19 protein-coding genes are annotated in these 26588 nt (G+C 68.6%); 11 read left to right on the plus strand and 8 right to left on the minus strand.

All coding sequences use genetic code 11. The features are described 5' to 3' along the window. Nucleotides 1–81 precede the first annotated feature (81 nt). Complete coding sequence (locus I0C86_RS14880; RefSeq protein ID WP_196201808.1) at nucleotides 82–2052, minus strand: AfsR/SARP family transcriptional regulator; 1971 nt, start codon at nucleotides 2050–2052, stop codon at nucleotides 82–84. 109 nt (nucleotides 2053–2161) lie between these two features. Between I0C86_RS14880 and I0C86_RS14885 the strand changes: the two genes are divergently transcribed. Together I0C86_RS14885 and I0C86_RS14890 are read left to right on the plus strand one after the other, a co-directional pair. Further along, nucleotides 2162–3037 (plus strand): alpha/beta fold hydrolase, encoded by an 876-nt coding sequence (locus I0C86_RS14885; RefSeq protein ID WP_196201809.1) that lies wholly within the window; start codon nucleotides 2162–2164, stop codon nucleotides 3035–3037. A 96-nt stretch (nucleotides 3038–3133) separates the two neighbouring features. After that, a complete protein-coding gene (locus I0C86_RS14890) occupies nucleotides 3134–3877 on the plus strand; it encodes a phosphotransferase (protein WP_323373640.1) in 744 nt (247 codons plus the stop codon). An 89-nt stretch (nucleotides 3878–3966) separates the two neighbouring features. On the opposite strand, the gene I0C86_RS14895 is transcribed toward I0C86_RS14890, so the two are convergent. Then, a complete protein-coding gene (locus I0C86_RS14895; protein ID WP_196201890.1) occupies nucleotides 3967–4803 on the minus strand; it encodes an oxidoreductase in 837 nt (278 codons plus the stop codon). A gap of 109 nt (nucleotides 4804–4912) precedes the next feature. On the opposite strand from I0C86_RS14895, the gene I0C86_RS14900 reads away from it, so the two are divergent. Further along, complete coding sequence (locus tag I0C86_RS14900; RefSeq protein WP_196201811.1) at nucleotides 4913–5815, plus strand: LysR substrate-binding domain-containing protein; 903 nt, start codon at nucleotides 4913–4915, stop codon at nucleotides 5813–5815. A 257-nt stretch (nucleotides 5816–6072) separates the two neighbouring features. Then, the gene (locus tag I0C86_RS14905; protein ID WP_323373648.1) at nucleotides 6073–6630 is read left to right on the plus strand and encodes an aspartyl/asparaginyl beta-hydroxylase domain-containing protein; all 558 of its coding nucleotides are present in this window, start codon (nucleotides 6073–6075) and stop codon (nucleotides 6628–6630) included. A 177-nt stretch (nucleotides 6631–6807) separates the two neighbouring features. Here I0C86_RS14905 and I0C86_RS14910 read toward each other — a convergent pair whose 3' ends face one another. From I0C86_RS14910 to I0C86_RS14920, 3 genes are all read right to left on the minus strand, one after another. After that, nucleotides 6808–7410, minus strand: coding sequence for a hypothetical protein (locus I0C86_RS14910; protein WP_196201813.1), 603 nt, complete (start codon nucleotides 7408–7410; stop codon nucleotides 6808–6810). A gap of 518 nt (nucleotides 7411–7928) precedes the next feature. Continuing rightward, nucleotides 7929–11204, minus strand: coding sequence for a CHAT domain-containing protein (locus tag I0C86_RS14915; RefSeq protein ID WP_196201814.1), 3276 nt, complete (start codon nucleotides 11202–11204; stop codon nucleotides 7929–7931). Between the two features lie 527 nt (nucleotides 11205–11731). Beyond that, nucleotides 11732–14632: an AfsR/SARP family transcriptional regulator gene (locus I0C86_RS14920; protein WP_196201815.1), complete on the minus strand. Its 2901-nt coding sequence runs from the start codon at nucleotides 14630–14632 to the stop codon at nucleotides 11732–11734. Nucleotides 14633–14763: 131 nt separating this feature from the next. On the opposite strand from I0C86_RS14920, the gene I0C86_RS14925 reads away from it, so the two are divergent. The 7 genes from I0C86_RS14925 (at nucleotide 14764) to I0C86_RS45465 (ending at nucleotide 21186) form a co-directional block, all read left to right on the plus strand. After that, on the plus strand, nucleotides 14764–14958 hold the full coding sequence (locus I0C86_RS14925; protein WP_196201816.1) for a hypothetical protein: 195 nt from the start codon (nucleotides 14764–14766) through the stop codon (nucleotides 14956–14958). Between the two features lie 238 nt (nucleotides 14959–15196). Continuing rightward, on the plus strand, nucleotides 15197–15736 hold the full coding sequence (locus I0C86_RS14930) for a TlpA disulfide reductase family protein (protein WP_196201817.1): 540 nt from the start codon (nucleotides 15197–15199) through the stop codon (nucleotides 15734–15736). Then, nucleotides 15733–17571 carry an ABC transporter ATP-binding protein gene (locus tag I0C86_RS14935; RefSeq protein WP_196201818.1) on the plus strand — a complete coding sequence of 613 codons (1839 nt, stop codon included), beginning with the start codon at nucleotides 15733–15735 and terminating at the stop codon, nucleotides 17569–17571. The genes I0C86_RS14930 and I0C86_RS14935 overlap by 4 nt, the downstream gene beginning before the upstream one ends. A 14-nt stretch (nucleotides 17572–17585) precedes the next feature. Further along, on the plus strand, nucleotides 17586–18080 hold the full coding sequence (locus tag I0C86_RS14940) for a S26 family signal peptidase (RefSeq protein WP_196201819.1): 495 nt from the start codon (nucleotides 17586–17588) through the stop codon (nucleotides 18078–18080). A 516-nt stretch (nucleotides 18081–18596) separates the two neighbouring features. Continuing rightward, nucleotides 18597–20750 carry an MMPL family transporter gene (locus I0C86_RS14945; protein ID WP_196201820.1) on the plus strand — a complete coding sequence of 718 codons (2154 nt, stop codon included), beginning with the start codon at nucleotides 18597–18599 and terminating at the stop codon, nucleotides 20748–20750. A 2-nt stretch (nucleotides 20751–20752) separates the two neighbouring features. Continuing rightward, on the plus strand, nucleotides 20753–21034 hold the full coding sequence (locus I0C86_RS14950) for a hypothetical protein (protein WP_196201821.1): 282 nt from the start codon (nucleotides 20753–20755) through the stop codon (nucleotides 21032–21034). After that, the gene (locus I0C86_RS45465; protein ID WP_407676309.1) at nucleotides 21034–21186 is read left to right on the plus strand and encodes a zinc-binding dehydrogenase; all 153 of its coding nucleotides are present in this window, start codon (nucleotides 21034–21036) and stop codon (nucleotides 21184–21186) included. The genes I0C86_RS14950 and I0C86_RS45465 overlap by 1 nt, the downstream gene beginning before the upstream one ends. Nucleotides 21187–21223: 37 nt before the next feature. Here I0C86_RS45465 and I0C86_RS44455 read toward each other — a convergent pair whose 3' ends face one another. From I0C86_RS44455 to I0C86_RS14965, 3 genes are all read right to left on the minus strand, one after another. After that, nucleotides 21224–21346 (minus strand): hypothetical protein, encoded by a 123-nt coding sequence (locus I0C86_RS44455; protein ID WP_255527734.1) that lies wholly within the window; start codon nucleotides 21344–21346, stop codon nucleotides 21224–21226. Between the two features lie 183 nt (nucleotides 21347–21529). Further along, nucleotides 21530–22333 (minus strand): PrsW family intramembrane metalloprotease, encoded by an 804-nt coding sequence (locus tag I0C86_RS14960; protein WP_196201822.1) that lies wholly within the window; start codon nucleotides 22331–22333, stop codon nucleotides 21530–21532. Nucleotides 22334–22590: 257 nt separating this feature from the next. Further along, a complete protein-coding gene (locus I0C86_RS14965; protein WP_196201823.1) occupies nucleotides 22591–26112 on the minus strand; it encodes a BTAD domain-containing putative transcriptional regulator in 3522 nt (1173 codons plus the stop codon). Nucleotides 26113–26588 lie beyond the last annotated feature (476 nt).

The raw sequence follows: 26588 nt of genomic DNA on the forward strand, positions 1-26588 counted from the left end.
ACGGCGTGTTCGCATGAGGATGATCGTTGGGGACCGGTGGTCCGGGGACGACCAGGATCGCAGGGGCCGCACCTTCCCGGCTCATCGGATGCGGTTGAGGGCCGCTACCAGGCGGTCGAGATGATGCGAAACGGGGCCGATGGTGAGCATGCCACTGCCGGCCCCGGCCAGCTCGTTGGCAGCCGGCGTGAGCTCGCTCCGGGCGCGTTCCATCGCGGTCCGGTCGCCTAGCGCGATTGCAGCCTGGGCGGTGAGGCACCACAGGGCCTCGAACAGCAGGTCGCGTGGCGGATCCGGGGTCCGACGCAGCGCCGCGGCCGCATCGGCCGGGCGGTCCCGGGTCAGCAGGACCAGCGGGCGTACCCAGGGCGTGTAGGGGCCCCAGTCAGGGTCGTCGTCGAAGCAGACCGGGTCGCCGTGCCACACGCGCAAGCCCAGCAGGGCCAGCGGGAGAAGGCCCCGCTCGACGCCGGGCATGCCGGCGTCGGCAAGCTGTGCTGCCGCGTCGCGGTAGGCGGCCTCCGCAGCCTGCGGCGACGGCCCGGTCGCGGCCAGTCGTAGTGCGCGGTACCACTGGATGAACACGTCGACCAGCGGGCGTTCGTGCCGCTCGGCAAGCTGGGCCGCGGCGGCGGCGTGCTCGTCGGCAACGGCGAAGTCCGCGAGCGCGCTGCGGGCCTGCAGTCGGACGAGATGACCAAGGATCTCGAACGTCACCAGGCCGTGCCGGGCGGAGAGCGCAACCAGCTCGGCACCGATCTCGTCGCGCTCGGGAGCCAGGCCCGCACGGTGGAAGGTCTGCATGAACACGCCGTTCAGGGCGAAGGCCAGCAGGACCGGATCGCCAAGTCTGCGCGCGATCCGCTCCGCTTCCCGGGCCGCCTCGGGCCCGCGTGCCGCGCGCGTGCCGCGTGACTCCATCGCGATCGTGGCCAGCAGCCGGGCCCGGATGGCCTCGGGCGGGCCGGGGCGAAGGGCGGCCAGGGCCCGCTCGGCCGCCGTCACGATCTGCGCCGCCTGCGCCGGATCATCCGAGCGCGTCCAGATCGCAGGCACGTCGTAGCCGCCGATCACCCGGGCGGTGAGCTCAGGATCGGCCCACCGCTCGGCTGCGGCGATGGCCGCGATCCGCTGCTCCCGCGCCGCCTCGAGCCCGCCCGCCCCCGTCACCGCGAGGCTTCGCAGCAGGCCGACCGTCGATTCCAGCCGAGCCCCGGAACCGGAGGCCACCGTACGGTCGTACGCCGCTGCGGTCTCCGCCCAGACCCGTTCCGGTCCCGGCCCGTCGGGACCGTCGCTGACCCGATCGGCCTGGCGGAGGATGTCGGCCTCCAAGCGACGCAGCCGCGGGCTCGGATCGACGCCGAGCTGTTCCAGCAGCAGGCTGCGCGCTCGGCGCAAAACCGCAAGCGCGTCACCCTGACGTCCTGCGCGGTACAGGGCAAGCGCCAGCAGCCGCCACGCCTCCTCCCGCCACGGATTCTCGGCCACGTGCGCGTCGAGATCCGGTACGACGTCGGAGGCACGCCCGACGGTCAGTCGCGCCTCGGCCCGCTGCTCGATCGCGTTCAGCCGTAGCTGCTCGAGCCGGGAACGCTCGGCGCGCGCCCACGGTTCGTCGTCGAAGTCGGCGAAAGCGGGCCCCCGCCACCAGCTCAGGGCACGCTCGATCCGTTCGAGTGCCTTGTGCGGCGGCGCGGCGACCGCGGCGGCGACCGCGTCCTCGAACCGCCAGGCGTCGACCGCGTCCGGTGCGGGCCGAAGCGCGTAGCCCGGTCCCTCGGTAACCAGCAACCGAGCCGGCTCACGCGGTGGACGCTGCGGCTCGAGCGCGCGCCGCAACGCCGCGACGAACGTGCGGACGGCGCTCACCGCGCCCGGCGGCGGCTCCCGCCACAGATCATCGACGAGACGGCTGACCGGTACGACCTGGCTGCGCGCGACGACGAGTCGCGCCAGCACCGCACGGTGTTTCGGCCCTTTCAGGTCTATCGGCGCACCGACGCCGTCCCAGGCGACAACCGGTCCGAGTACACCGAATCTGACCTGCACTGATCGAACCGCCCTTCCGCGTCTCGGCTCAACGTAGCGCGCTCATCGGTTGCTCATCCGCTATCGGCACGCTGGAGTCGTCCACCGACGAGACGAGAAAAGGACGATCATGACAGCTGCCATTCCCGGATTCGGCTACCAGCGCATCGCGGTTGACGACGTGACACTGAACGTGGCGGTGGGCGGCACCGGCAGCCCGATCGTGCTGTTGCACGGCTTTCCGCAGACCCACCTGATGTGGCGGCACATCGCCGTCGACCTGGCCGTCGACCACACCGTGATCTGTCCCGACCTGCGCGGCTACGGCGCCAGCGACAAGCCCGATGCGCGCGACGCCGACACGTACTCCAAGCGGACCATGGCCGCCGACATCGTCACCCTCGCCAGCAGGCTCGGCCACGAGCGCTTCGCCCTGGCCGGACACGACCGCGGTGCCCTCGTCGCCATCCGCGCCGGCCTCGACCATCCCGCTACGATCACCCACCTCGCCATCCTCGACGTCCTGCCGACCCTGGACATGTGGGACATCCTGCACGGGTCCACCGCAGCAGTCGCCTTCCACCTGTACCTGATGGCCCAGCCACCCGGCCTGCCCGAACAGATGATCAGCGCCAGCGCGGACGCCTTCTTCGGCTACTTCCTCGACGTATGGGCTCAGAAGCCGCAGGCCATTCCTGGAGACCTGCGGGCGGAGTACCTGAGAGCCTCCCGCGAGGCGATCCCCTCCATCGTCGCCGACTACCGCGCCTCGGCCGGCATCGACATCGAACACGACCAGGCCGACCGAGCCGCCGGCAACCGACTGCCCATGCCGGTCACCGTGGTCCAGCAGGACTGGGGAACCGCACTCGGCTACGACGCCGCCGCGCTGTGGCGCACCTGGGCCGCTGATCTTGAGCACCGCACCACCTCGGCCGGGCACTTCATGGCCGAGGAAGCACCTGATGAGATCATCAGAGTGCTGCGCTCCCTGCTCGTACGGTAGCGAATCGCCTGGTCACCGGCGACGCGGTGACGTCACGCATCCGGCGGGCTCAGGATCAGTACGGTCTGTGCGGAGGAGGTGTGCAGGATCGTGGGAGTGAGCGCGGACGGGCCGGAGCCGCTGCCCGGCGGTTTCGTCAATGCTGTGGTGCGGGTGGGTGACACGGTGCGGCGACCGGTCCCGCCGTCCGGTGGGTTCGTCCGGGACCTCCTGCGGTTTCTTGAGCATCGCCACTGGCCGGGCGCGCCCCGTCACCTCGGCTTCGATGAGCTGGGCCGTGAGATCCTCACCTTCCTGGCCGGGCACGTGGCCTGGGAGGAGGCGCAGCCGGCTGAGGTGCGATCGGACGAGAGTCTGGTGGCGGTGGCCCGCTTGGTGCGTCAGCTACATGATCTGACCGCGGGGACCGATCTCGCCGGTGATCAGGAGGTTGTTTGTCACAACGACTTGTCCCTGAAGAACACCGTCTACCGCGATCTCGGAGAGGGTCTGCGTCCGGTGGCTTTCATCGATTGGGATCTTGCGGCGCCGGGGTCTCGGGTGCACGACGTGGCCCACGTGTGCTGGCAGTTTGTCGGTCTGGGACCGGGCATGGACGTCGGTGAGGCCGCGAGGCGGGTGCGACTCATCGCGGACGCCTACGGCCTGCGGGCCCGAGGAGAACTGATTCGAACGGTTCTGTGGTGGCAGGACCGCTGCTGGAGGGGAATCGAGGCCGGCGCGGTGGCCGGCGAGCCAGCGATGATGCGGCTACGCGCGCTCGGCGCGGTAAACGAGGTACGGGGGGCCTATCAGTGGACAGCCGAGCACCACGTCGCGTTGGAGCGGGCGATGTTGTAGGCATGAGCGTGCATCCATTCCGGCTCTGGACGGCCGACCAGGGCAGCCGGGAACCCTGTGATGTCGTGCGGCGCCCGAGCTGTTGACGCCTACTCCAGGTCTGTTCCACGGCTGACCTTTTCCCATCTTGCCAAGTCGGTTCGCAGCAGTTCGTGATGCGCTGCGATGTGGTCGACCGCGTCGTTGCCGAGCGCCAGTCGCAGCGGTGGGTCAGGACTGTCGAGTACCTCCAGAATGGCCCGCGCCGCCTTGGCGGGGTCGCCTGGCTGGGTGCCGTCCATGGCGTCGACTGCGGCGCGAGTGGCCGCCGTCGACACGGCGTATTCCTCAATGATCCGCGATCTGTGCATCCGCTGGCCGCCAAACTCGGTCCGGAACGCACCCGGCTCCACGATCAATACGCGGATGCCGAACGGTACGACCTCAGCCGCCAAGGCCTCGGACAGACCCTCGAGCGCGAATTTCGCCGCGCAGTATGCTCCGAAGCCCGGCATGCTCAACTGCCCGCCCATCGAGCTGAGCTGGATAATCGCTCCGCTGCGCCGGGCACGCATGTGCGGCAGGGCGGCCTTGGTCACTGCGACCGCACCGAAGAACATCACGTCCATCAAGGCCCGCAGGTCGGCAAGGTCGAGTTCCTCGACAGCGCCGACACTCCCGTGGCCGGCGTTGTTCACCAGCACATCGACCCGGCCGAACTCGGCAATTGTCTGCGCGACCGCGGCAGCGACCTGCGCATCGTCGGTGACGTCGAGCGGTGCCGTCCGCAGCCGGCCTCGCCCGATGGTGACGAGATCGTTCAGCTGGTGCGGTTGGCGCGCTGTGGCCATCACCCGGTCTCCGGCGCCGAGGGCCGCCAAGGCCAACTCTCGACCAAATCCGGCCGAAGAACCGGTGATCAGCCACACCCTGCCTGGTTCCATCATCGTCACTGTCGCTCCTACATGCGTCGTCCAGGTCTCTCGGGTCTACATTGCCCAGCCGCCCCGAGACGCCGCCAACACAGCCTTCCTTCAGCGGTTACAGTCTCATCCTGTGACCGTCGAACTGCGGCAACTGCGCTATTTCGTCGCTGTTGCCGAGCACCTCAACTTCAGCCGCGCCGCGGAACGCCTGCACCTGGCCCAACAATCGCTGTCGCAGCAGATCAGAACACTCGAACGCGGTCTCGGTGTCCGCCTGTTCGACCGAGACACCCGCGGCACCCGGTTGACAGCCGCCGGACAGGTGTTCCTGCCGGAAGCACGCGCCGTCCTCGCCCGCTTCGACACCGCAATCGCCGTAGTGCGGCGCGCCGGCCGCGGTGACGTCGGCCGCCTCAGCCTGGCATTCCTCACCTCTACCGCCAACTACATGCTGCCGCCAGTCGTGCGAGCCATGCGTCAGCGGTTCCCAGACCTCGAACTTACGACCCATGACGTACCGATCGGCGAACTCGTCGCGGGCCTGCGTAGCGGGCGGTTCGACGCCGCGTTCACCCGCCCGCCCCTGGTCACCGACCTTGCCACCCGGACACTGGCCATCGAGCCGGTATGCGCGGTGCTACCTGTCCGGCACCCGCTCACCACCCGCGACGCACTCCAACTATCCGACCTCGCTGACGAGGACTGGGTCCTAACCCCGAGGGAGTCGTGGCCGCCCTGGCATGCGAAGTATGACCACGACTTCGCCGCCGCCGGGTTCACCCCCAGGGTCGTCCAACGGGCCACCGGCGTGCCCAACCTGCTCGGCCTCGTCGCCGCCGGCGTCGGAGTAACCCGCCTCGCCCGCTCAGCCCGCAGCATCCGCCGCACCGGAGTCGTATTCGTACCGCTGGTGAACGACCATGCCGAAACCGTCGTCGCATGGACGCCCACTCGCGAAGGACCGATGCTACAAAACCTTCTCGACATCACTACGAACCTCACCGCAACCGCCGACCTCACGTCCGAGGGCTGAGCATTCGAGATGCCGCCTCAACGTCCGCACATCGGCACGAGCGTGCGTCCGACACGTTGAAGGACCGTGTACGGAGAGTGACAAGGGAGTCGGCGTGTGACGTACACGATCGGCGGCAGGTCCGGACGTGACGCTGACGACGCGAGGGGCCGCCGGGTGCGGAGAATAAGCCGATGGACGATCACCGGTAGTGTCATATGTCCTGTCTCTCGGTCGATAACGCTTCAAATCAGGACGTCGGAGGGCATGCGTTGTTCGTGGATGAGGCGCCGTATCCGTTCCTCGAGGACCTGCGTGGTGCGTGGTCCGACATCCGGACCGAGTGTCTGGCGTTGGGCGACGATTTGTTCGAGCCGTGGGTACAGCGTGAGATGTACGGCACGGGTTGGAGCGTGTACGGCCTCGTTGCGTTCGGCACGCGTATTGACGCCGCGCTGGCCGCCTGCCCGAGCACAGCCGAGGCGTTGTGCCGCGTTCCCGGCCTGACAACTGCCGGCTTTTCCCGGATGGCTCCGGGCACTCACATCAAGCCCCACGAGGGTTGGGTCACGACCGTCTATCGTGCCCATCTCGGACTTGTGGTGCCGGACGGTGACTGTGCGCTGCGGGTGGGCTCGCAGACCCGGCCCTGGCAGGAAGGTGGTTTGTTCCTGTTCGACGACACGGTCGATCACGAGGCCTGGAACTACGCTGACAGCAGCCGCACGGTGCTGCTGTTCGACTTTCTCCGCCCGGGACGGACCATGGACGAGCTTGACGAACTGCCGCCGGCGGTTGCGGCTGATCTGCGCCGCAGGAATGAGTCCCAGCGGTAGCGGCGCGGGGTGCGGCCGACCATGTTGCCTCGCGGTGTGGCCCTGCGCTGCGCCTCGTTGTGGTACGCCGCGTTGTCCGGCGCCGCCGCGACGCGAATCTCGACTCAACTGGGTGCCGAACGCCGCTGCTCCTTGCGGCGCGACGCCCGGTTGGCGGCAGATCCGTGGACCTCGAACTCATGGGCCGAGGGGCGTCGGCCGGTCGTCGAGCTCACGGCGCCAGGCCCGTTGCCAGCGTTCCTCGATTCGGGAGGCACGCCAGCGTGCGGCGGGGCCGTCCGGATGGACGCCGCAGGTCGGGCAGGCACGGCCCGGGCGGCATCGTTCGGTGCCGCATGCCAGGCAGTGCCTGTCGACGTCGACCCCGGCATCGTAGCGATGGAAGACCGCCCGGACGACCGTGACGAGGGGTCCCGTCGGGTGGTGCTCAGGGTCGGGACAGTAGGCGATCCCGGACCAGCCCCACGAGTTCCAGGGCGGTGGCGTCCGTGGGGTTCGCCTGCCAGCCGCCTTCTCGCGATGCCGCAAGGCGGCGTACTCCTGCGCACGATGTAGGACCACGTCGCGCGTCCGCTGTAGTTCGTCAGCGGCGCGCACGAGCGCGTCGGGATCGTCGGTGAGTCTGCTCGGGATACGGGCGGCGACGACCAGGTGGTGCCAGGTGGCGCGGAATCCGTATGGGGCGCAGTGCAGGGTGCACTCCCGCAATGCGTAGAGCCTGCGCTGCGGTGAGAGCGCGCTGTCGCGGACGCGGCGCGCCTGCGCAGGGAAGCTGGTCACGGAGCCAATCATGGCGCCTTCCGGAGGAGGGCACGACTACGTTTCGGTGCCCGGACGAACCACAACGCAGGACGAGACGGCCATCATGACAGCCGGATGCGGCATCAACTCAACATCGACGAGGCGGTTGGCCTGACCGCTGAGCCCCGCCATGACGGCGCCTGCCAGCCGACTCGGCCGCAACGGGACCGCGACGTTCCAGGCAGGTACACCGACGCGGGCCGGCCCGCAGATCGCACCTCACGATCGTACGCATCATCTCGAACGGCTCCGGGTCAGTACATCCACATCGGCACGTCCGAACGTCGACCGCACCGGCTCGCCCCAACGCTGAGTTGGGCGCGATCGGGGCAGATGAGCGCACTGGACTCTGGCCCGGGTCGCGGTGAAAAGCGCCGCGCTGCCGATCGGGACCAGACAGCTCGACTCTGCGAGCGGCGATTCGTATCCGGGTAGGTCACGAAGGCGCGGCTCGCCTCCGCCCACAGCACCTCCGCCTCGTGTCGGCAGTCAGCCGACTACGGTCCGATGTGTACGTATGCTGCCCAGCGGGTGGGTATGCCAGGGTAGCGGTGACGCAACTGTCGGACGGCATCGTGCAACGCCTGCGCGCTTCGGCCCGCATCGGGTATCCGGCCGATCCCCTCGTAGAAGAGTCGGGCGGTCTCCGTCGCGGTGCCGTCGGTGACTTGCCACAGCGTGCCGACGACGTGCTGAAAGCCGGTGATATGAAACGCCGTCCCAAGGTGGATCACCTCGGCGGGAACGGCCGGGCTGCTGAGGACCGTCGCGCAGGCGGACAGGTAGACCAGCTCTCCGTGGGTTGCGCGTTCCGCCAGCAGTTGGCGTATGGACAGGGGCCCGTCGTACAGGTGCAGCGCACTGTCCGCCGGGGCGTTCGGATAGCTGCTGGCATGGCACGCCACGTGCAACCATCCGCCTGCTCGGAGCCTGGAGCGCACCCGTGCGCACGTCGCCTCGCCGTCGAGGAGCTGCTGCGCGTGCGGAACGCGTCTGAGGATCCGCTTCACCTCGGCGGTGACACCCGACAGTGAGGGCCGCCCGGGAGCCGCGCGGATCCCAATCAGTTGCACAGCGGGCGAAGCCGGTTCGGCAGCGCCGTAACGGTTTGCCGCTCGTAGCAGGGAGGTGACCGTCGGAGCGTACGAGGAGACAGCCAGGTCGAGCACCGACTGACCGGGGGACGTTCCGGCGGCGTGCAGAGGAAGTGCGGCGAGGCTGCCCGTAGGGATCCACCAGATCCGAGAAGGTGGGCTTCCGTCTCGGCCGAGGTGCGCCAGCACCGGACCGGCCACCGTACTCCACAGCCAAGACAGCACATCCCGCAACGGCTGCTGGGCGTCATGAGTCGCATGCTCATTTTCCGCTTGGAGTTCGGCGAAGGGCAGCGCGTTGAGAAAGGCCGCCGCCTGCTCCTGTAAAGCCTCGACGGTCACCTGCGGCAGGGGGACCGCGTCGACGCCGTCCCGGGTGAGCACCAGGGCGTGGCTGCCGTACCGGCTGACGTTGACGGTAACCACAGGACCAGCGGCAGCCGCAGGCATCAACTGGTCGATGGTGACCGGCGCCAGGAAATTCGCGCAGCCCGGCAGGCGGCGGATCCGAACGACGGTCTGATCCCAGGCCCTGACCAGGGCACGTCGGCGGTCAACGTCGCTTTGTCGGGCGTGCGGCGTGTTCGGATCGGGGCTACCTTCCGAGACAGCTAGCTCGTCGCCGATCCGGCGGAGATCCGCGATGAGCTGCGGAGCCTGCTCCGGGTCCGCTGCCAGGATCTGGTCGAGGTCCCCGCGTGAGTCGAGGGCCCGCCCGAGGAGCAGGCCACGGCCTCGCTCCAGCAGTTCGAGTGCCTCGTGGGGCGCGCCAGCCCGCACTGCCACGGCTGCCGCGTCCGAGGCGAGCTCCGACCAGATCGCGGTTTCGCGCAGGTGGTCGTCGGGAGCGAGCGAGCGGCCTACCAGCCGCGGCAACAGGCTGATGGCCCTTCCGAAAGCCTCGTGAGCGGTCTGCCAGTGGCCGAAGTCAGCGGTGCGGCCGATCAAGCACGCTGCCCGGATGCGAAATTGAGTGGCCGCGGCCTCGTCATCGACGATTCGCCGGCACTGGTCTACGGCAGCGTCGAGGTCCGCGGGGCGACCGGCCAGGCGGAAACGGTCCTGCAGCGCAAGACCCAGACAGAGCCGATGCGCCACGCGGTGTCCACGCTGGTGCTCGGGGATTTCGGCAATGATCATGGGCAACTCGGCGATGAGTTCATCCAGGAGAACAGGTTCGGGTACGGCCATGTGCCTGCCCATAAGGGCGTCGACTAGTCCTTCGCGAAGCTCCATCCGGGCGGTATCGGAGGTCGGGCCGTTGATCGCCTGCCTGAGCCGGGTGATCGTCTCGTCCATCTCCTGGACGAGTGCGAGATCAGGTTGACCGTCGGTTCTGCGTTTCGCCGCCAAGACCGAGTAAGGCCGCTGCAGCACGGCCTTGGATATGCCGATCAGCCTCGAATCCTGCCCGGTATCACGTCTGATAGACAGCTGATAACGTAGGAAGTGAGCCACGGCGCTGTCTACCGAACTAGCAGTCAGCTCCCCGCGCAAGGTCAGGGCCCTGGCGAGGGTGGAAGCGACGGGTGAGGCAAGGGCAGCGGACACATCGGGCTGCCTGTCATAGACACCTTGACCACGATCGATGACCTCGTCCAGGTCGCCCCACTGGCGGCTAGCCTCGAAGCGTTGGAGCAGCAATGAGCACAGTCGCGTCGACGCTGCGTCCTGCTCCTCCCCGGTGCTGCTCGCCCGTAGGGCCGTTCGCATCGCCCACACTGCAGCATCCAGGTCGTCAGCCGTACTCGGCCCACCCGCTTCGGCCCGCAGGCCCAGCGCGTGCCCGAGCATGGCGAAGAATGCCGGCTGTGGCGTCGGCTCAGCCTCCGCAGCCTCCGCAGCCGCGCTCAGGGCGTCGATCGCCATATCGAGGTCCGATGCCGAACCACTCGCCAGGTGACGCTGAAGCACCTGGTCGCCGATGTGGTAGAGAACGTTGCGGGCGTGCCCATCCGCCACCTGCGCAGTGACGAGGACCTGCCGCCAAGCCGTTACTTCCTCAGACAGCGAGACCGAGTCGCCACGCTCACGGATGAGCCGCAGCGTCTCGGCGTGGGCGCGGGCGCTCTCGCGTTCGACCTCCCCGCCGGCGGGAGCCCTACCCAACGCCCGGCGGAACGACTCGGCCAGCACCTGTAGGCCGAGGTCCCCGCCCAGCGGAGGCATCTCTAGTCTCAGCAGGGCGGCCGCGCTCTGTAAGGCATACAGAAGGTGGGGGTGGTCGGCGGGCAGCACGTCGAGGGCTTGCGCGCTGACGACCACGGCGTCGTGTACGGCCCTCGCGTCGTTCGGCAGCTCAATGCAACGGGCGAAGTGCGCCTGCGCAAGATGTCCCAGTAACGCGAAAAGGTCAGCGCCCTCCGGCAGTAGTTCGAGGGCGGCCCTGTACAGGATGATCGCCTGGTCGATGTCCTCGACTCGCGCAGTGCCGTGCTCCAATTGCTGAATGAAGCGGGACTTCAACGCGCCTGCGAGTGTCGACCACACCCGGATGGCCACGTCCGGGTAGAGGAGACCACGACGAGCATCGGCTACCGACGCAAGCGCTTCGATGCTGGCGTCCAACAGCGCCGGTGGGATCTCGTAAGCAGGCTTGCCCAACTGGAATGACACGTTCCGTTCCAGATCTGCGACCTCGGCATTTATCCTCGCGACAGCCTCTGGCGTCGATCCCATACGGCGAGTCTGGCAGGACCGCCATCGGTCCTGCCAGACTGAAGCATATGAACATCGATCGCCTGCCAGCAGACGGCGTCTATCCCCGCCCGGGGAGCGGTGCACAACGAGGCGGAGGCGACCTGTTCCTCGCTGTGCTCGCCGGATCGGCGCTCGCGCCCTTCGTCCAAGCTGTCGCCACCAGGGCCGGAGAGGATGTCTACGCGAAGATTCGTGGCCTCCTCACCCGCCAACGCGCCGACTCGACTCGCGAGCCACAGTCGGTCGCGGCACCGATCGTTCTCGCGGACCCAGGGGCAAGGATCATCCTCCGGTTTCCGGTGACGCTGTCGACGTCGGACGCCGGTGCGCTAGCCGGCGTGCGACTACCGAAGACCGACGGTCAGGCATGGCTCCTGGTGGAGCACCTCGCAGAGGGCTCGACCTGGACCGTGCGGCAGGTTCACCAACCTCCAGCCGGGGCGATTGTCCTTCGGGGTGAACCGTGACGCCTGAAGCTCATGGCGGCAGACGCCGGGTCGACGCGGTCACGCCCTCGCCAGGGGTGAGCGGGTCAGCCGAGCCTGGACCTCGGCCGCTCGCGGGTGGTCCAGTTCGGTGAGGATGGCCAGCGACCGCGACCAGTCGGCCCGAGCCGCTCTCAGGTCACCGGCCATCTCGCGGGTGTCGCCGAGCCGGGTCAGTGACACCGCTTCGCCGAGACGGTCGCCCACCTTCTGGAACAACAGGATGGCCTGCTGGAAGCAGCGGACGGCCGGTCGGTACCGGCCCAGGCCGTGGTTGGCCCGGCCGATGCTGTCCCAGGTGTCCGCCGCGGCCCGGTGGTCGCCGATCAGTTGGTGTTGCCGCAGCGCCCGGGCGCAGTACGTCAGCGCGGCCGGGTGGTCACCGAGGAGGCTGTGGCACCAGCCGATCGCGTTCAGCGCGTTGGCCCGGCCCGGACGGTAGCCCACGGCGCGGTACAGCACGAGCGCGCGCTTCGCGTGTGCCAGCGCGTCCCGGTACCGGCCCTGCCGCTCGCACGAGTCGGCGAGGCTCATCTCCGTGTTCGCCCGGCCCGCGTCGTCGCCGAGTTCCTCGTACCAGCGGAGTACCTGCTGCAACTCCCGCCGGGCGTCGTCGTGCAGTCCGAGACGCAGGTACGCACGGGCGAGTTCACGCCGGGCCCGGGCCTCCAGTAGCCGGTCCCCGAGCCGCCCGGCCGCTGACAGCGCGGTCCGCTGTACCGTCGCCTGGTCGTGCCGGTAAGCCCGCCGGTCGAAGTACGAGCACAGGTACCAGGCCAGCTCGCAGACCTCCCGATCGAGTCCGGCCGTGGCCGCCTGGTCGATCAGGGCGAGCAGCACCGGGTGTTCGGTGGAGAACCATCCGAACGCCGCCTCGGCATCGCCCGGCTGTTCGGCACCGGCCCGCTGTGCTGCCGGAACGTCGTCGAGCGCGGCAGGGAGCCGCGCCGGAACGGATCCCGCGTGCCGGTACGGTGAGATCAGCCGGTCCGCGATCGCGGCCACGTCCAGGTAGTGGTCGAGAATCCGCCGCAGCACGGCCCGGCGTACCCGCTCCGGTTCGACCGTCCGGGCGAGTTCGGCGGCGTAGGCGCGCAGCAGATCGTGACAGCCGAACCGTACGGGCCGGTGCTCGACCAGCAGATGGGCCCGAGCCAGCTGCGCCAGCAGTGGACGGACCCGGTCCAGCGGCAGGCCGACCAGAGCTGCCGCCGCGTTGGCCGAGAGTTCCGGGCCGGGATGCAGACCGATCAGCCGGAACAGCGTCGCCGCCTCGGTGGAGAGCAGCCGGTACGACCAGGAGAACACGGTCCGGACGTCGAACGCCGCCTCGTCGTCGGACAACACCGCCAGGTCGCCGGAGCCCTCCCGCAATTCCCCGACCAGCGCATTGAGCGGGAACGCCGGCTGGGTACTGGCCCGGGCGGCCACAATGGCCAACGCCAGCGGCAGCCGGGCACAGGTGGCGATGATCTGGCCGACCGCGTCGGGTTCCGCCGCGACCCGCTCCGGACCGATCCGGTCGACCAGCATCTGCCGGGCATCGACATCGGTCATCAGGCCCAGACTGAGTGGACGGGCGCCGGAGGCCACCAGACCGGACAGCTCGTTCCGACTGGTGACGATGACGAGGCAGTCGGCCGAGCCGGGCAGCAGCGGACGGACCTGATCGGCCCGGCGGGCGTTGTCGAGCAGGATCAGTACCCGTCGCCGGGCGAGCAGACTGCGGTAGAGGCCGATCTGCGCGGTCGGACTGACCGGGACGCGTTCCGGCGCGACCCCGAACGCGTCGAGGAACTCGCGTACCACCTCGTCCGGCCGGACCGGGTCGGCACTGGCGTCGAAGCCCGCGAGGTCGGCGTAGAGCTGCCCGTCGGGAAACCGCTCGGCGATCTGGTGTCCCCAGTGCACGGCCAGCGTCGTCTTGCCCACGCCGGCCGTCCCGGTCAGGGCGACCACCGTCGGCCCGCCCTCCTTCTCCGCCGTGATCAGCTCGTCGAGCCACCGCAACTGCGCGACCCGCCCGGTGAAGGCTGCCGTGTCGGGCGGAAGCTGGGCCGGGACCACCACCGGAGGCATCGCCGCCGACGCGGACCCGCCGACCGCGTTCGGCGACCGCTCGACCGGCCCGCAGGGCACACCGGCGGACGAGTCCGATTCGAGCAACTCCTGGTGGGCGTCGGCGAGCACCGCACCCGGATCCGCGCCCAACTCGGCAACCAGGCGCTTCCGCGCGGTGTCGAAGACCGCGAAGGCGTCCGACCGGCGGCCCAGGGCGATGTAGCACCGCATCAGGTGGGCCTGGGCCTGTTCGTCCAGCGGCCGGGCCTCGGCCCACTCGCGCACCACGCCGAGCACCTCCTCGGCCCGGCCCAGCCTGATCGCGGCGTCAACCCGCCAGGAGAACGCGAACTGCGCCTCCGCGATCAGGGGCGCCGTCCGGGGATGCCCGGCGAGCACCGGTACGTCGGCCAGCGGCGGCTGCCACAACCGCAGCGCCTCCCCGGCCAGCTCCCAGACCCGCGCCTGGTCGGCGCGGGCGCGCGCCGTGCGGGCCTCGGCCACCAGTCGCCTGAACTGGAGCACGTCGATGGCGATCGGGTCCACCACCAGCCGGTATCCGGTGCCCACCGACGGCAGCAGTTGGCTCGCCATCCGCAGCGGACGGCCCGGTTCCAGCACCCGGCGCAGGTACTTCACGTGGGTGTGGATAACGTTCGCACCGCTGCGCGGCGCGCCGGTCGGCCAGAGCGCGTCGACCAACTCGTCCCGGCCGACGGGTTGACCCTCGGCCGGCGCGAGGAGACCCAGTACCGCCCGCCGCTGCGGTGGACCGACCGGCAGTTCCACCGTGCCCCGCCACAGGCGTACCCGGCCCAGCAGACAGAGCCGCAGCTTTTCCGACCCGTCGTCCAGTTCCAACGTGACTCCCCGGTGCCGTAACGGCCAGTAGCGGAGTAATGGCGTTGCGGTCGTCCATTGTGCATCCAGTCAATAACCAGTGCGGAGATCCACGATGGCACAGCTGAGTCGATCGAGAGGAGGTGAACCAAATGTTGCGAGTCATGAACGAACTGGGTGACCGGATGCTTGCCGCCTTCGTCCCACGGGCAACCGCCGCAGCCGCTGACTGCGGTAGCGCCCACTGGAAGAACATCTGCAAGGACAACGTCTGGCAGTTCTGCCGCTGCTGGAGCAACAGCAACTGCAAGTGTGACGCCTGCGACCCATCGACCCATCGTTGCTGAACAACGAGCAGTAGAACGGTCCCGGATATCCGGACGGTCAGCAGGTCCCAGTGATCGACCGAGCCGTAGACGAACTGCGGCGGCAACGGGGGCCGTGGCAGCGGGACAACCAACCACGCGCGCTGGCGTGGGAATCGACCACGAGGTCCGGCGGCGAGTTGCCCCCCAGCCCGCCGCCGGACCTCGTTCTCCCCGCCGGCCACGCGGATCGGCCCGGGTCCACGAACAAGGAGCATTCATGCCATATCTTGTCGCCGCCGTGGTCCTGGCAAGCGCGCTGGGCACGCTGAACCTGCTGCTCACCCTGGCCGTCATCCGTCGGCTGCGGGAGCACACCGAACTGTTGGCCGGGCTCGCGACCGGTGCTGGCAGCGGAATCATCGAGGCTGGGCAGACGCCCGGCGACTTCGCGGTCACCGACACCGACGGCAGCGTCGTACGCCGGGAGAACCTCGGCGGTGACGTCTTGGTCGCCTTCTTCTCCCCGGACTGCCCCGCATGCACGGACGCGTTGCCACGGTTCGTGACGCAGGCGGCCGGGTTTCCCGGCGGGCGTGTCCAGGTGCTCGGGGTGGTGACCGGCGACGGGCCGGGGGTAACCGGACTCGCGGATCGGCTGAACGGCGTGGCGCGGGTGGTCGTCGACGGCATCGACGGCAAACTCGCCACGGCCTTCCAGGCACGCGCCTTCCCTTCCTGGTGCCTGCTGGACGCGACCGGCACCGTCGCGCGCAGCGGCAGCGGTTGGACCGAGCTTCCGGTCCCCGTCCCCGCATGACCTCGGGAGGCACCCGGCCGAAGGTGGACTTCCGGTTGGTGACCGCCGCCGTCCGCCTGGCCTACCGGGCCGCGCCGGGAGCGGCCGTGGCGCAGGCACTGATCGCGATCGGCGGTGGCCTGCTCCCGGTCCTGGTAGGTGTGCTCACCAAGATGGTGGTGGACCGGCTTGCCGGTTTGGACGGCGGCCCGGTAACGACGGTGATCGGCCTCGCGGTCGGGCTCGGCGTTGCCGGCGTTGCCGTGGCCACCCTGCCGCATCTGTTCGGATACGTGGATGCCGAGTGGCGCCGGGCGGTCGCGGTGCGGGCACAGGCGGACCTCTACGCGGCGGTCGACCGCTTACCCGGCCTCGTCCGCCTGGAAGACCCGGCCTTCCGCGACCATCTGAACGTGGCTGACTCTGCCGGCCGGCACAGCCCGGTCACCATCGCCGGTAGCAGCCTGGAACTGCTGCGCTCCATCGTGACAATCGCCGGCTTCGCTGGCACTCTGGCCCTGCTCAACCCGTGGATGGTCGGCGTTCTCGCGCTGGCCGCCCTCCCCACCGCCCAAGCCGAGCTGAGACTCGCCCGGCAGCGGGCCGGCCTGTTCTGGCGACTCAGCCCGATCGAGCGGCGCCAGTACTTCTACGCCAATCTGCTCACCGGCCTCGCCGCTGCCAAGGAGATCCGGCTGTTCGATCTCGGCGGCCTGTTCGGGCAACGGATGATCAAGGAACTCCGCACGCTCAATGCCGAGAACCGCAGGATGGACCGCCGAGAGGTTCTCGTGCAGGCCGGGCTCGCGGTGGTCGGTGCGGTCGTCGCCGGCGCCGGTCTGATCTGGGCAATCGTCGCCGCCCGCGGCGGCCGGTTGAGCATCGGCGACGTGACGATCTTCGTCGCTGCCCTGGCCGGCATACAGGGAGCGGTCGCCAGCGGGATCGGCCAGGTGGCCACCGCACACGAGGGCCTGCTGCGGTTCACCCACTACCGGGAGGTGCTGGGCACCGCCCCGGACCTGCCCCTGCCCGCCGAGCCGGTGCCGGTGCCGCCGTTGCGCGGCGGCATCGAACTGCGCGACGTCTGGTTCCGGTACGGGGACGGGCACCCGTGGGTGCTGCGCGGCGTCGACCTGACCATTCCGCCGGGGCGGACGGTGGCCCTCGTCGGGCTGAACGGCGCCGGCAAGAGCACTCTGGTCAAGCTGTTGGCACGGTTCTACGACCCCACCCGGGGCAGCCTGAGCTGGGACGGCGTCGACTACCGCGAGCTGGACGTCGTCCAACTTCGGAACCGGATCGGAGCGGCGTTCCAGGATTACATGTCCTACGATCTGTCCGCCGAGGAGAACATCGGCCTCGGCGACACCACGGCATTCGGCGACACCGGACGGATCGTCACCGCGGCAGAACGGGCCGGCGTGCACGACGTACTGACCGCGCTTCCGCACGGGTACGCCACCCAGCTGAGCAGGACGTTCGCCGACCCGGACGACCGGGATGACGAGAGCAGCGGAGTACTGCTTTCCGGCGGGCAGTGGCAGCGCCTCGCGCTGGCCCGATCCTTCCTGCGGGCCGGCCGGGACCTGTTGATCCTGGACGAGCCGAGCGCCGGTCTGGACGCGGAGGCAGAGGCGGACCTGCACCAGCGGCTGCGCGGGCTCCGGGAGGGCCGGACCACCCTGCTGATCTCACATCGGCTGGGTACGGTCCGGGACGCCGACCACATCGTCGTGCTGCGCGACGGGGTGATCGCCGAGCAGGGCAGCCACGACGAGCTGCTGACGAACCAGGGCGCGTACGCCCGGTTGTTCAACCTCCAGGCTGCCGGTTACCAGCCGGTGCCCGGCTGAACGGCACGGCACCCATGATCTACGTCGTGCTCGCCGGGGCGGTCGGGGCCGCCCTGGCCGGTCTCGTCACCCGGTTCCGGCGCAGGTGGGTCCTGGTCACCGTGCACGGTCGGTCCATGGTGCCGACGCTCGAACCGGGCGACCGCGTTCTGGTCCGCCGCGTCCCGCCCGGTGCGGTGCGGATCGGTCAGGTGGTCGTCGTCGAGGAACCCGTCGGTGGCGCCTGGCACACGTGGCCGCTGGTCGGCGGTGTCGCACCCGGGCCCGAACGTCGGTGGATCGTGAAGCGGGCCGTTGCCGGTCCCGGTGATCCGGTGCCGGCGACGGTCGTGCCGGCCGCCGGCTCCGCTCTGTCCCGGGTTCCGCCAGGAAGGTTCGTGCTGCTCGGTGACAACCAACCCGAGAGCTGCGACTCGCGGAACTTCGGCCTGGTCCCCGGTGACCGGCTCCTCGGAGCGGTACGCCGGGTCTTCCGCCCGGCCGGCCGACGCGCCACCAGCGTGAGGTGACCGGACAGCGCGGGGAGATTCGGGCTGGTTCCCGATGACGTCCGCTGGCCCGTCGGCGGCCGTCCGGCCTTGACGGATGGTCGCCGGCAGACCGACCGACTCCTACCTGCCGGTGGACCGGACGGACGGACCACGGTCGACGTCACCACTACCGCCCCGGAGGTAGTTCTCCGCCCGGCTACGTCGCGGGCGGCAGCGGCAACTGTCCTCCCCGGCCCGACGACTCACGGCCGTCCCGGGCGGCATCGTGACCGGGTACATGCGGGCACGTGGTCGGCGCTCGTCGAGGGCACCGGCCGGCGCCGTCCGCGGCCGGCGGTCCTCCGGAGGGGTCGGGACAGATCCTTCCGGGACCGGCTCGCCGCCGGAGCGTCCGCCCACCGGGAACGACGTAGGAGACGCGATGCGCAGATGTGAGGGCACGGATCAGGTCGATCGTCAGGTCCGCGACGGCAGAGCGCGCCGGGGACGGCACGACCTCCCGCCCGTGCCGCGGGCCACCCGCCGGGTCGCGGCATGATCCGCCTCTCGCGTTTCGTGCTGCGGCACAGACTCGCGGTGACCCTGTCGTGGCTCGTACTCTTCCTCGCCGGTGCGGTGGCCGCCAGCCAGTTGTCGGATCAACTGACCCGCGACTTCTCGTTCCCGAGTACGGCCGCCGACGAGGCCAACGGAGCGATCCTGGCCACGTACGGCAACGGCGCCGGGACGTACCCGCTGGTGCCCGTGGTCGTCCTGCCCGACGGGACCGGCGCCGACGCTCCCGCGCTCCGGCAGGCCTTCGACGCGGCGGCGGTACGCCCGCAACTGCGGGTGGTGTCGTACCCCTCGACCGGCGACCGCCGCTTCGTCGGCGCCGACGGACGTACCGTGTTCGGGCTTGTCTTCCTGCCGCCCGCGACCGGCGGGCCGGCACCCGACTACGGGGCGGAGATCACCCAGGCGATGTCCCGGGTGCTGCCGGCAGGCGCGACGGTGCACGTCACCGGGCTCGGCGAGCTGGCCACGGCGGACGACACCGGCTCGGGCAGCAGCGTGCTGACCGAGACCCTGATCGGCGCGCTCGGCGCCCTGGTCGTGCTGGCGTTCGTCTTCAGCTCGCTGCTGGCCCTGGTGCCACTGCTGGTGGCCGCCGTGTCGATCCTCACCACGTTCCTCATCGTGCTCGGGCTGACCGCCTTCTCCGACGTCAGCTTCATCGTGCAGTTCCTCGTCGCGCTGGTCGGCCTCGGCGTCGCCATCGACTACTCGCTGCTGCTGGTCACCCGGTGGCGGGAGGAACGTGCCCATGGCCATCCCGGCGACGAGGCGGTCCACCGGGCGATGGCCACCGCCGGACAGGCCGTGCTGTTCAGCGGCGTCACCGTGGCCATCGGGCTGGTCGCGCTGGTGGTGCTGCCCGTGCCGTTTCTGCGCAGCGTCGGTTACGGCGGCATGCTCGTCCCCCTGGTCAGCGTGCTGGTCACCCTGACCCTGCTGCCGGTGCTGCTGGCCACCGTCGGACGCCGGGTCGACTGGCCCCGACTACGCCGGGAGGAGACCGCCAGCCGCGCCTGGCGGGCCTGGGCCGGCGGCGTGGTCCGGTTCCGCTGGCTGGCCGCCACCGTCGGCGTGCTGATCCTCGGCGCCCTCGCCGTCTCGGCGACCGGCCTCAAGCTCGGCGATGCCGACTCCGAGGCGCTGGCCCGCTCGGCCAGACCGGACGCGGCGGCCGGACTGGCCGACCTGACCCGGGCCGGGATCCCCACCGGTGTGCTGACCCCGATCGAGGTGCTGATTCCGGCCGGCACGGCACCCCCGACCGGGCTGGACGCACTGCCCGGCAGCTACGCGGCCGTGGTGCCTCCGGACGCCGGCTGGCAGCGGGGTGGGACGCGGCTGCTGGTCGTGCTTCCGCGCGACGAGGCGAGCAGCGACGGCGGCAAGAGCACGATCACCCGGGTACGCGACACGCTGACGGGCGTCCCCGGAGCCCGGGTGGGCGGGTTCGGCGTGCTGGAGAAGGACGCCCAACAGGCCCTCTACGGGCCGTTCCCCGTCCTGCTGGCCGTCATCGGACTGATCACCTTCATCCTGCTCGCCCGGGCGTTCCGTTCGCTGCTCCTGGCGCTCAAGGCGGTGCTGCTCAACCTCCTGTCCCTGGCCGCCAGCTACGGCGTGCTGGTCCTCGTCTGGCAGCACGGCTACGGATCGGAGGTCGTCTGGGACATCCCGGCGACCGGTGCCATCACCTTCTGGGTGCCGCTGATGTGCTTCGCCTTCCTCTACGGACTGTCGATGGACTACGAGGTGTTCATCCTCGCCCGGATCCGCGAGGAGTACGACCGCACCGGCGACACCCGTACCGCGATCGTCGAGGGCATCGGCCGGACCGGCCGACTGGTCACCAGTGCCGGCCTGATCCTCTTCCTCGCCTTCCTGTCGCTGTCCACCGCGCCGAGTACCGAGATCAAGATTCTGGCCACCGGACTGGGCGCGGGAATCCTGCTCGACGCGACGGTGGTGCGCTGTCTGCTGGTCCCGGCCACGGTGTCGCTGTTCGGTCGCGGGAACTGGTGGCTGCCCAACTGGGCCGCCCGGCTGCTGTTCCTCCCCGTGCCGACGTCCGATCTCCCGGCCGACAGCCCGGCCGACGCTCCCGAGCGCACGCCGTTCACCACGGTCGGCTGAGCATGGGTGGACGGCCCGCGACCGAGGGCCGTCCACCCGACAAGGGCACCGCGGCGGTGATGCGACACCGGTACCGGAAGGCGGCGGCTTTCATCGGCGGGGGAAACACGGTGATCGGTGCGGGTACCACTGCGGATGCCGGTTATGACGAGCTGCAGGCCATGGTCGAAGTGCTGTTCATGGTGCGGGGCGGGAACATGGGCGAGCGCGGCGAACAGGTGCGGCCTCAAGTCGGTCATCGGGTTTCTCCATCGGTCTGGTCAGCCGGGAGCGAACCGAGCTGATCGACCAGCGCCGGGCCGAACTTTGGGAGCTTCTCGCCACCGGCGAGCTGCGCCCGCAGCACATCGACTTCCCGCTCGAAGAGATCGACAACGCGATCGAAGTGATCGAAACCCGCAGCAACCTTGGCAGGGTCGTGCTGCGCACCAACTGATCCGCCGCACCGGTCGCCGCCGCTGCGGCCGGGCTTTTCAGCGTGCGTGCTCGATGGCGTACGCCCGGATGATGGTCTGTTCGACGGAGTTGCCGGTGCTGTCGGTCGCGGTCGCCCTCAGCGAGACGTGGTTGGCTTCGGTCGGATGGTCAACCACCATCGTCAGGTTCGGCCCCGAGCCGGTGACCCGCGCCGGATGCCAGGTCCTTCCCGCCGAGGGCTGGCACTGGCCGCCTACGATCGCATGATCGGCCTGTCGCTCCAGGACCTCGCCACCGACGGCATACCCCTGGGCATCAGCTCGGGACCAGGCCCAGAACCGCCAGGTTCTTCCTCCCGAGGGTCAAAGGACCGGCGGCGGGGACTCCAGCGAGTGGTCGGCGAAGGTCCGGTACCGACGCAGGGCCCAGAACAGCCAGCCCAAGCTGATGATCGCCAGCAGCACGAAGACCGGCGCGCTGGTGAACGTGTCCCAGAGTGTGTGCAGGATGACCACACCCACGAAGGTGGCGGCCAAGGCCAGCAGTCGCCGGGCGCCCGGGGCGGCCAGAAACGCCCAGAGCGCCCCGGCGGTGAGTCCGGTCCACGCGGTGTGCCCGGCCGGGGCGGTCAGCCCGCGCACGAACAGGGTCTGTTCGACGGCACCGATGTTGCCCTTCGACGACAGCAACGCGGTGAACGCGTAGCCCATCGTCTCCAGGGCGGCGAATCCGAAGCCGGCGGCGACCCCGATGACGAGTCCGTCGGAGGGCAGCCGCCGGGCGTGCCGGGCCAGCACGGTGAACAGCAGTACGATCGGGACGATCAGCTTTGCTGACTCCTCGATCAACCCCACGAACAGGGTGGGCACGGTGCCGAGATCGCGCCGGGTGTCGTACTCCAGCGTGCCGGCGACCACGGTGCCGATGACGCCGCCGAAGAACGCCGCCGTAACCAGTGCCCACGCTGGCACTTGCCAGCGGCCGGTGCGGGCCTGCGCGAACGTGAGGAACGCCAACGGTACGACGGTGGCGCCGAGCAGAATCAGCGCCGGCACGAAGTTGGGGTTCTGGGTGACCACGAGGGTGCGCAGCACAACCAGATAGAGGAGTAGGCCGACGGCGAGTACTCCGAGCCACGACCATCGCCTCACCCGATCGCCACGCATGGCAGCATTCTGCGGCACTGTGGGGCGGTTTACCAGAGCGCCTGTGGCGCCCTGCCGGTCGGTACCCGGCCGAGGATCCGTGACCTGTCACTTCACCTGGTCTTGGAGCATTGACGGCACGGCCAACGAGATCTTGCCCGTACCCAGGATGGCCAACGACGTGCGGTCCGCGACTCAGCGCCCAGGCGATCCGGACCCGTGGCGCCGTGGCGCCGTGGTGCCTGTCTTGCGTCGAAACGGCCGGGACCGGTACCGACCTACGACTCCTTGGACCTGCCTGAAACGGGCATGTCTCGACCTTGCGATAGCCCCGCTGAGGCCCTGGCCAGTAGGGACAGGGCGCGCTCCTCGCCAGGAAGATGCCCGGTGCGTCGGTGACTGTTGCGCGCGCGTGTCGCGTACGCCCTAGCCTCCCCGTGTTGGCCGTCGGACAGGTGAGCTTCGGCGAGGGCGGTCAAGGCCAGTCCCTTCAGGATGGCGTATCGGTATCGGTCGGCTAGCGCCAGGGCTTCGGAAGCGTGTCTGTTCGCTACGGCGGAATGTCCAAGTCGCCCGAAACTCGTGGCCAGTCCCAGCTTGGCCACGATCCTCGGATGGGCCCTCATGGCGGGCCGGAACGACAGCGCACGTTCGTAACAGCGAATCGCTTGTTTCTCGTCGTCCCCTGCCGCACTGATCGCGCCCATCAGGATGAAGAATTCGCCGTCGTTGCAGCTTCCCTTCAGGTGTAGGAACAAGGTTTCTATCTCCGTCGCCAGTTCGGATGCTGTCTCAAGGTCACCCGCTGCCAGGTGAATGGTGGCGATTCCGATCAGAGCGTTCAGTTCTTGTCGCAGGTTGCCGCGATCGTGTGAGATGGTCAGTGACTCTGACAGCAGGGTCAAGGCTCTTTGGCGCTGGCCGAGGTCGTGGTAGGTGTTTCCGAGGGATTCGAGTGCAACGGCCCATGCAACTCCTGTTTGTGCGCTTTCGTCGATCAGGCTCAGCGCTCTGGTCAGTGCCTCCACGGACTCCTCGAGGCGCCCCATGAATCGATAACCGATACCCAAGTTGATAAGAGACGTCGACTGGTCCAGTGTCCGCCCTTGCCGCTGCCAGTGTTTCGCGACTAGTAGGTGGAGCCTCGTCGCGACCTCCGTCTGTCCGAAATCCGCATAAATTATTCCGAGATTTGTGATGGCACCCAGGTGGCGGGCCGACCAGGCAGTACGAGAGCTGATCTTCATTGCTTGGGTGGTGTGTTCGATGGCGGCTCGGAAGTGGCCGAGAACGTATGAGACCTGCCCTAGGCTGGTGTGCATCGCCGCCGTGGCGACCGGATTCTCCGAATCCTTGGCGGCCGCCAACCCCAATTGCGACACCTTCAGCCAGCTGGTAAGGTCGGCCCGTTGCCAAAGATAGCCGCGGAGACCGTCGGCCAGCAGCCACACTATCGCCGATCTGCCGTGGTCCGCGGCGAATTGAATGATCGAGCGGAGATTACTCCACTCATCGTCCAGCCACGCCAGAGCCTCGGATCTACTCCGGAGGACAAGCGAAGGAGTGATGCTGGTGCCCGTCGGCTCGGCTAGGCGGAGTAGCTGAGGATAGAGTATCTGGGCAGCGAGAACCACGCCGTGCACGTACCAGTTGAACAAATTGTCGAGGGCTTCGGTGTCGCCGGGCTCAGCCAGTGAGGTGCTGCGTTCGCGTGCGTAGTGACGGAGCAGGTCGTGGAATGTATAGCGACTCGGCGCGGACTCCTCGACCAGATGGGCTGCCGCGAGCTGATCCAGCATGTGGACCGCATGAGCTTGCGTCGTGCCATAGAGCGCGGCGGCGGCATCCGTCGTGAAGGTCTGGCCGGGGATCAGGCCGAGTAGCCGGAAGAGTCGCTGCGATTCGCGTGGAATCGCAGCGTAGGACAGGTCGAAGGCGATCCTGACCGCAGAGCCCGCATCATCCGCGACACCCAGGGTTGCGATGCGATCGGACCCCTGCAGCAGGTCGACGTAGTCGGCGATGGTCCGGCAACGGCGGTCTGCGAGATGTGCCGCCGCGATGCGCAGCGCGAGCGGAAGGTGAGCGCAGATACTGGCAAGCTGGTCGGCGACATCGAGTTCCGCCAGCACCCGCTCTTCGTTGAGCACGTGACTGAGTAGCCGACGGGATTCATACGGCGTGAGGACGTCCAGTGAGACGCGATGTGCCCCCTCGCGCGCCACCAGCCCGGTGAGCCGGTCGCGGCTGGTGACGAGGACGAGGCAACCAGTACTGCCGGGTATCAGCGGACGCAGTTGCTCCGCCGAGCGGGCGTTGTCCAAGAGAATCAACATTCGTCGGCCAGCCAGGAGCGATCGATACATCGCAGCTGCTCGGTCAGTGTCCGCCGGCATCGCGTCCGGGCGAACTCCCAGCGAACGAAGGAAAGCACCGAGCACCTCGACCGGTTGCATCGAGGGTTTAGCGGAGTATCCATGCAGATCGACGTAAAGTTGTCCGTCGGGGAAGTGGTCCACGACCCTACGTCCCCAATGAGTTGCGAGCGCTGTCTTACCTACACCAGCGGTGCCGACAATCGCTACGATGGAGACTGCTGAACCAGCGACGAAACTGCTCGGCAGAATTCTGTCCAGTTCCGCTAGTGTGGCTGAGCGACCAATGAAACAACTCGAGACGGCTGGTAACTCTTGAGGCGGTGAAGAGGTGAAGTTGAGTCCCGGGCCGGTCCCTTGGACGAATGGTGGAACTGGCGGAACCCCGGCCGTCTGCGGACGGGCCACCTCTTGGCGAAGCACGCGCTGGTGCAACTCGATAAGCTCTGGGCCAGGGTCGATGCCTAGATCATCTGCTAACCTGCTCCGGATTTTTTCATAGGTGGCCAATGCCTCGGCTTGGTGGCCACTCCCGGCCAATGCGGCGATCAGGCGCAGGTGCACGGGTTCGTGCAGGGTGTTGCCCGCGGACAAGGCCCGCAACCACGGCAAGGCACGCTGGTGAGAGTTCTGAGCCGCACAGATTTCAGCGAGCAGCAGGGCTGCCGTGATTTTCTCGTCGTTCAGTTGAGACACCAACGGATGACCACGGAGACACGGTATGTCAGAAAGTGGGTCGTCCCGCCATAGTTCAAGAGCGGTCTCGATCAGGGCCAGTGCCTGTGCCGGGTCGGCAGATTTCGCGGAATCCTTGACGAGCTGTCGGAACTGCCCGACGTCGAATTGGCTGGGAGTTCCGGTTAACTTGTATCCACCGGGCATCAGCATGAGGATCTGCGACTGCTCCCGTGGGGGTCGCAGTGGCTCGAGGGCTCGGCGGGCGCGTGTTACGTAGGCTTGCAGGAGTCGGACGGCTGCGGGCGGTGGGTCATCTCCCCAAAGGAGGTCGATAAGTTGAGCGCGCGGGACGGTGCGGTCCGGGCTCAGCGCGAGCCGGCCTACCACGGTCCGCGCCCCTGCAGATTGAAGGCGGACAGGGGCTGCGCCCCTCTTTATGACGAGCGGACCCAGCACCTCGATCCTGATCGGCGCTTCTGGGACCGTTACCGATTCAGGCTCCACGGATCTGGAGTCGGGGGTTATCTTTGGCGTCGACCGAGCGCACTCTTGGAAAATCGCCGCCTGCTGACCGGTGAGGCGCAGTGCTTCGATGAGTGCTCGAAGCGACCTGGGATGCGGCTGTCGGGTGCGTCGTTGTTCTAAATCACGAATAGTGGCTAAATTGAGCCCGGCTATGTTGCTAAGTTCCTGCTGGCTCAAGTTCGCGATGTGGCGTTGTCGCCGCAGTGCGTCGGCGAAGTCCATGAGTGATCCCCGTAAACGCTCTTTTGCTCTTCGACGTCCCGACCCAGGATAGCTCTGTTTGAAATTTCCATGATCCCTTCGCGTCAAACATGATCCAAAACCGTCTTACATGGACAGTTTTCTCAATCCGGGCGGCTTGGTGTCGGGTGGCGCTGGGCCGGCCGAGGTGGGGCACAAACCCACCTCGGTTGATCGATGCGGGTCACCCACTCGGCACCCGGGCGCGTTTTGAACGGCACAGGGAGAACCGCCCGCATTGCGTCCGCGATGTCACGCTACGTGAAGACGCTCATCAGGCCGGCACCGGCAACGGCCCCGCCGTCATGGCCACGCCGCATAACACGGCGATCGGATAACACCGCGGCAACGGCGAACCAACCTCGCCGGAGCCACCCGATGCGCCGATCGTCGACCGCGCGACCTCATTCGAAACCGTAACCATAAGAAGTTCGACCGTGACAAGCGGTAATTCTCTC

The organism is Plantactinospora alkalitolerans (genome assembly GCF_015690345.1).
Taxonomy (GTDB): Bacteria; Actinomycetota; Actinomycetes; order Mycobacteriales; family Micromonosporaceae; genus Plantactinospora; species Plantactinospora alkalitolerans.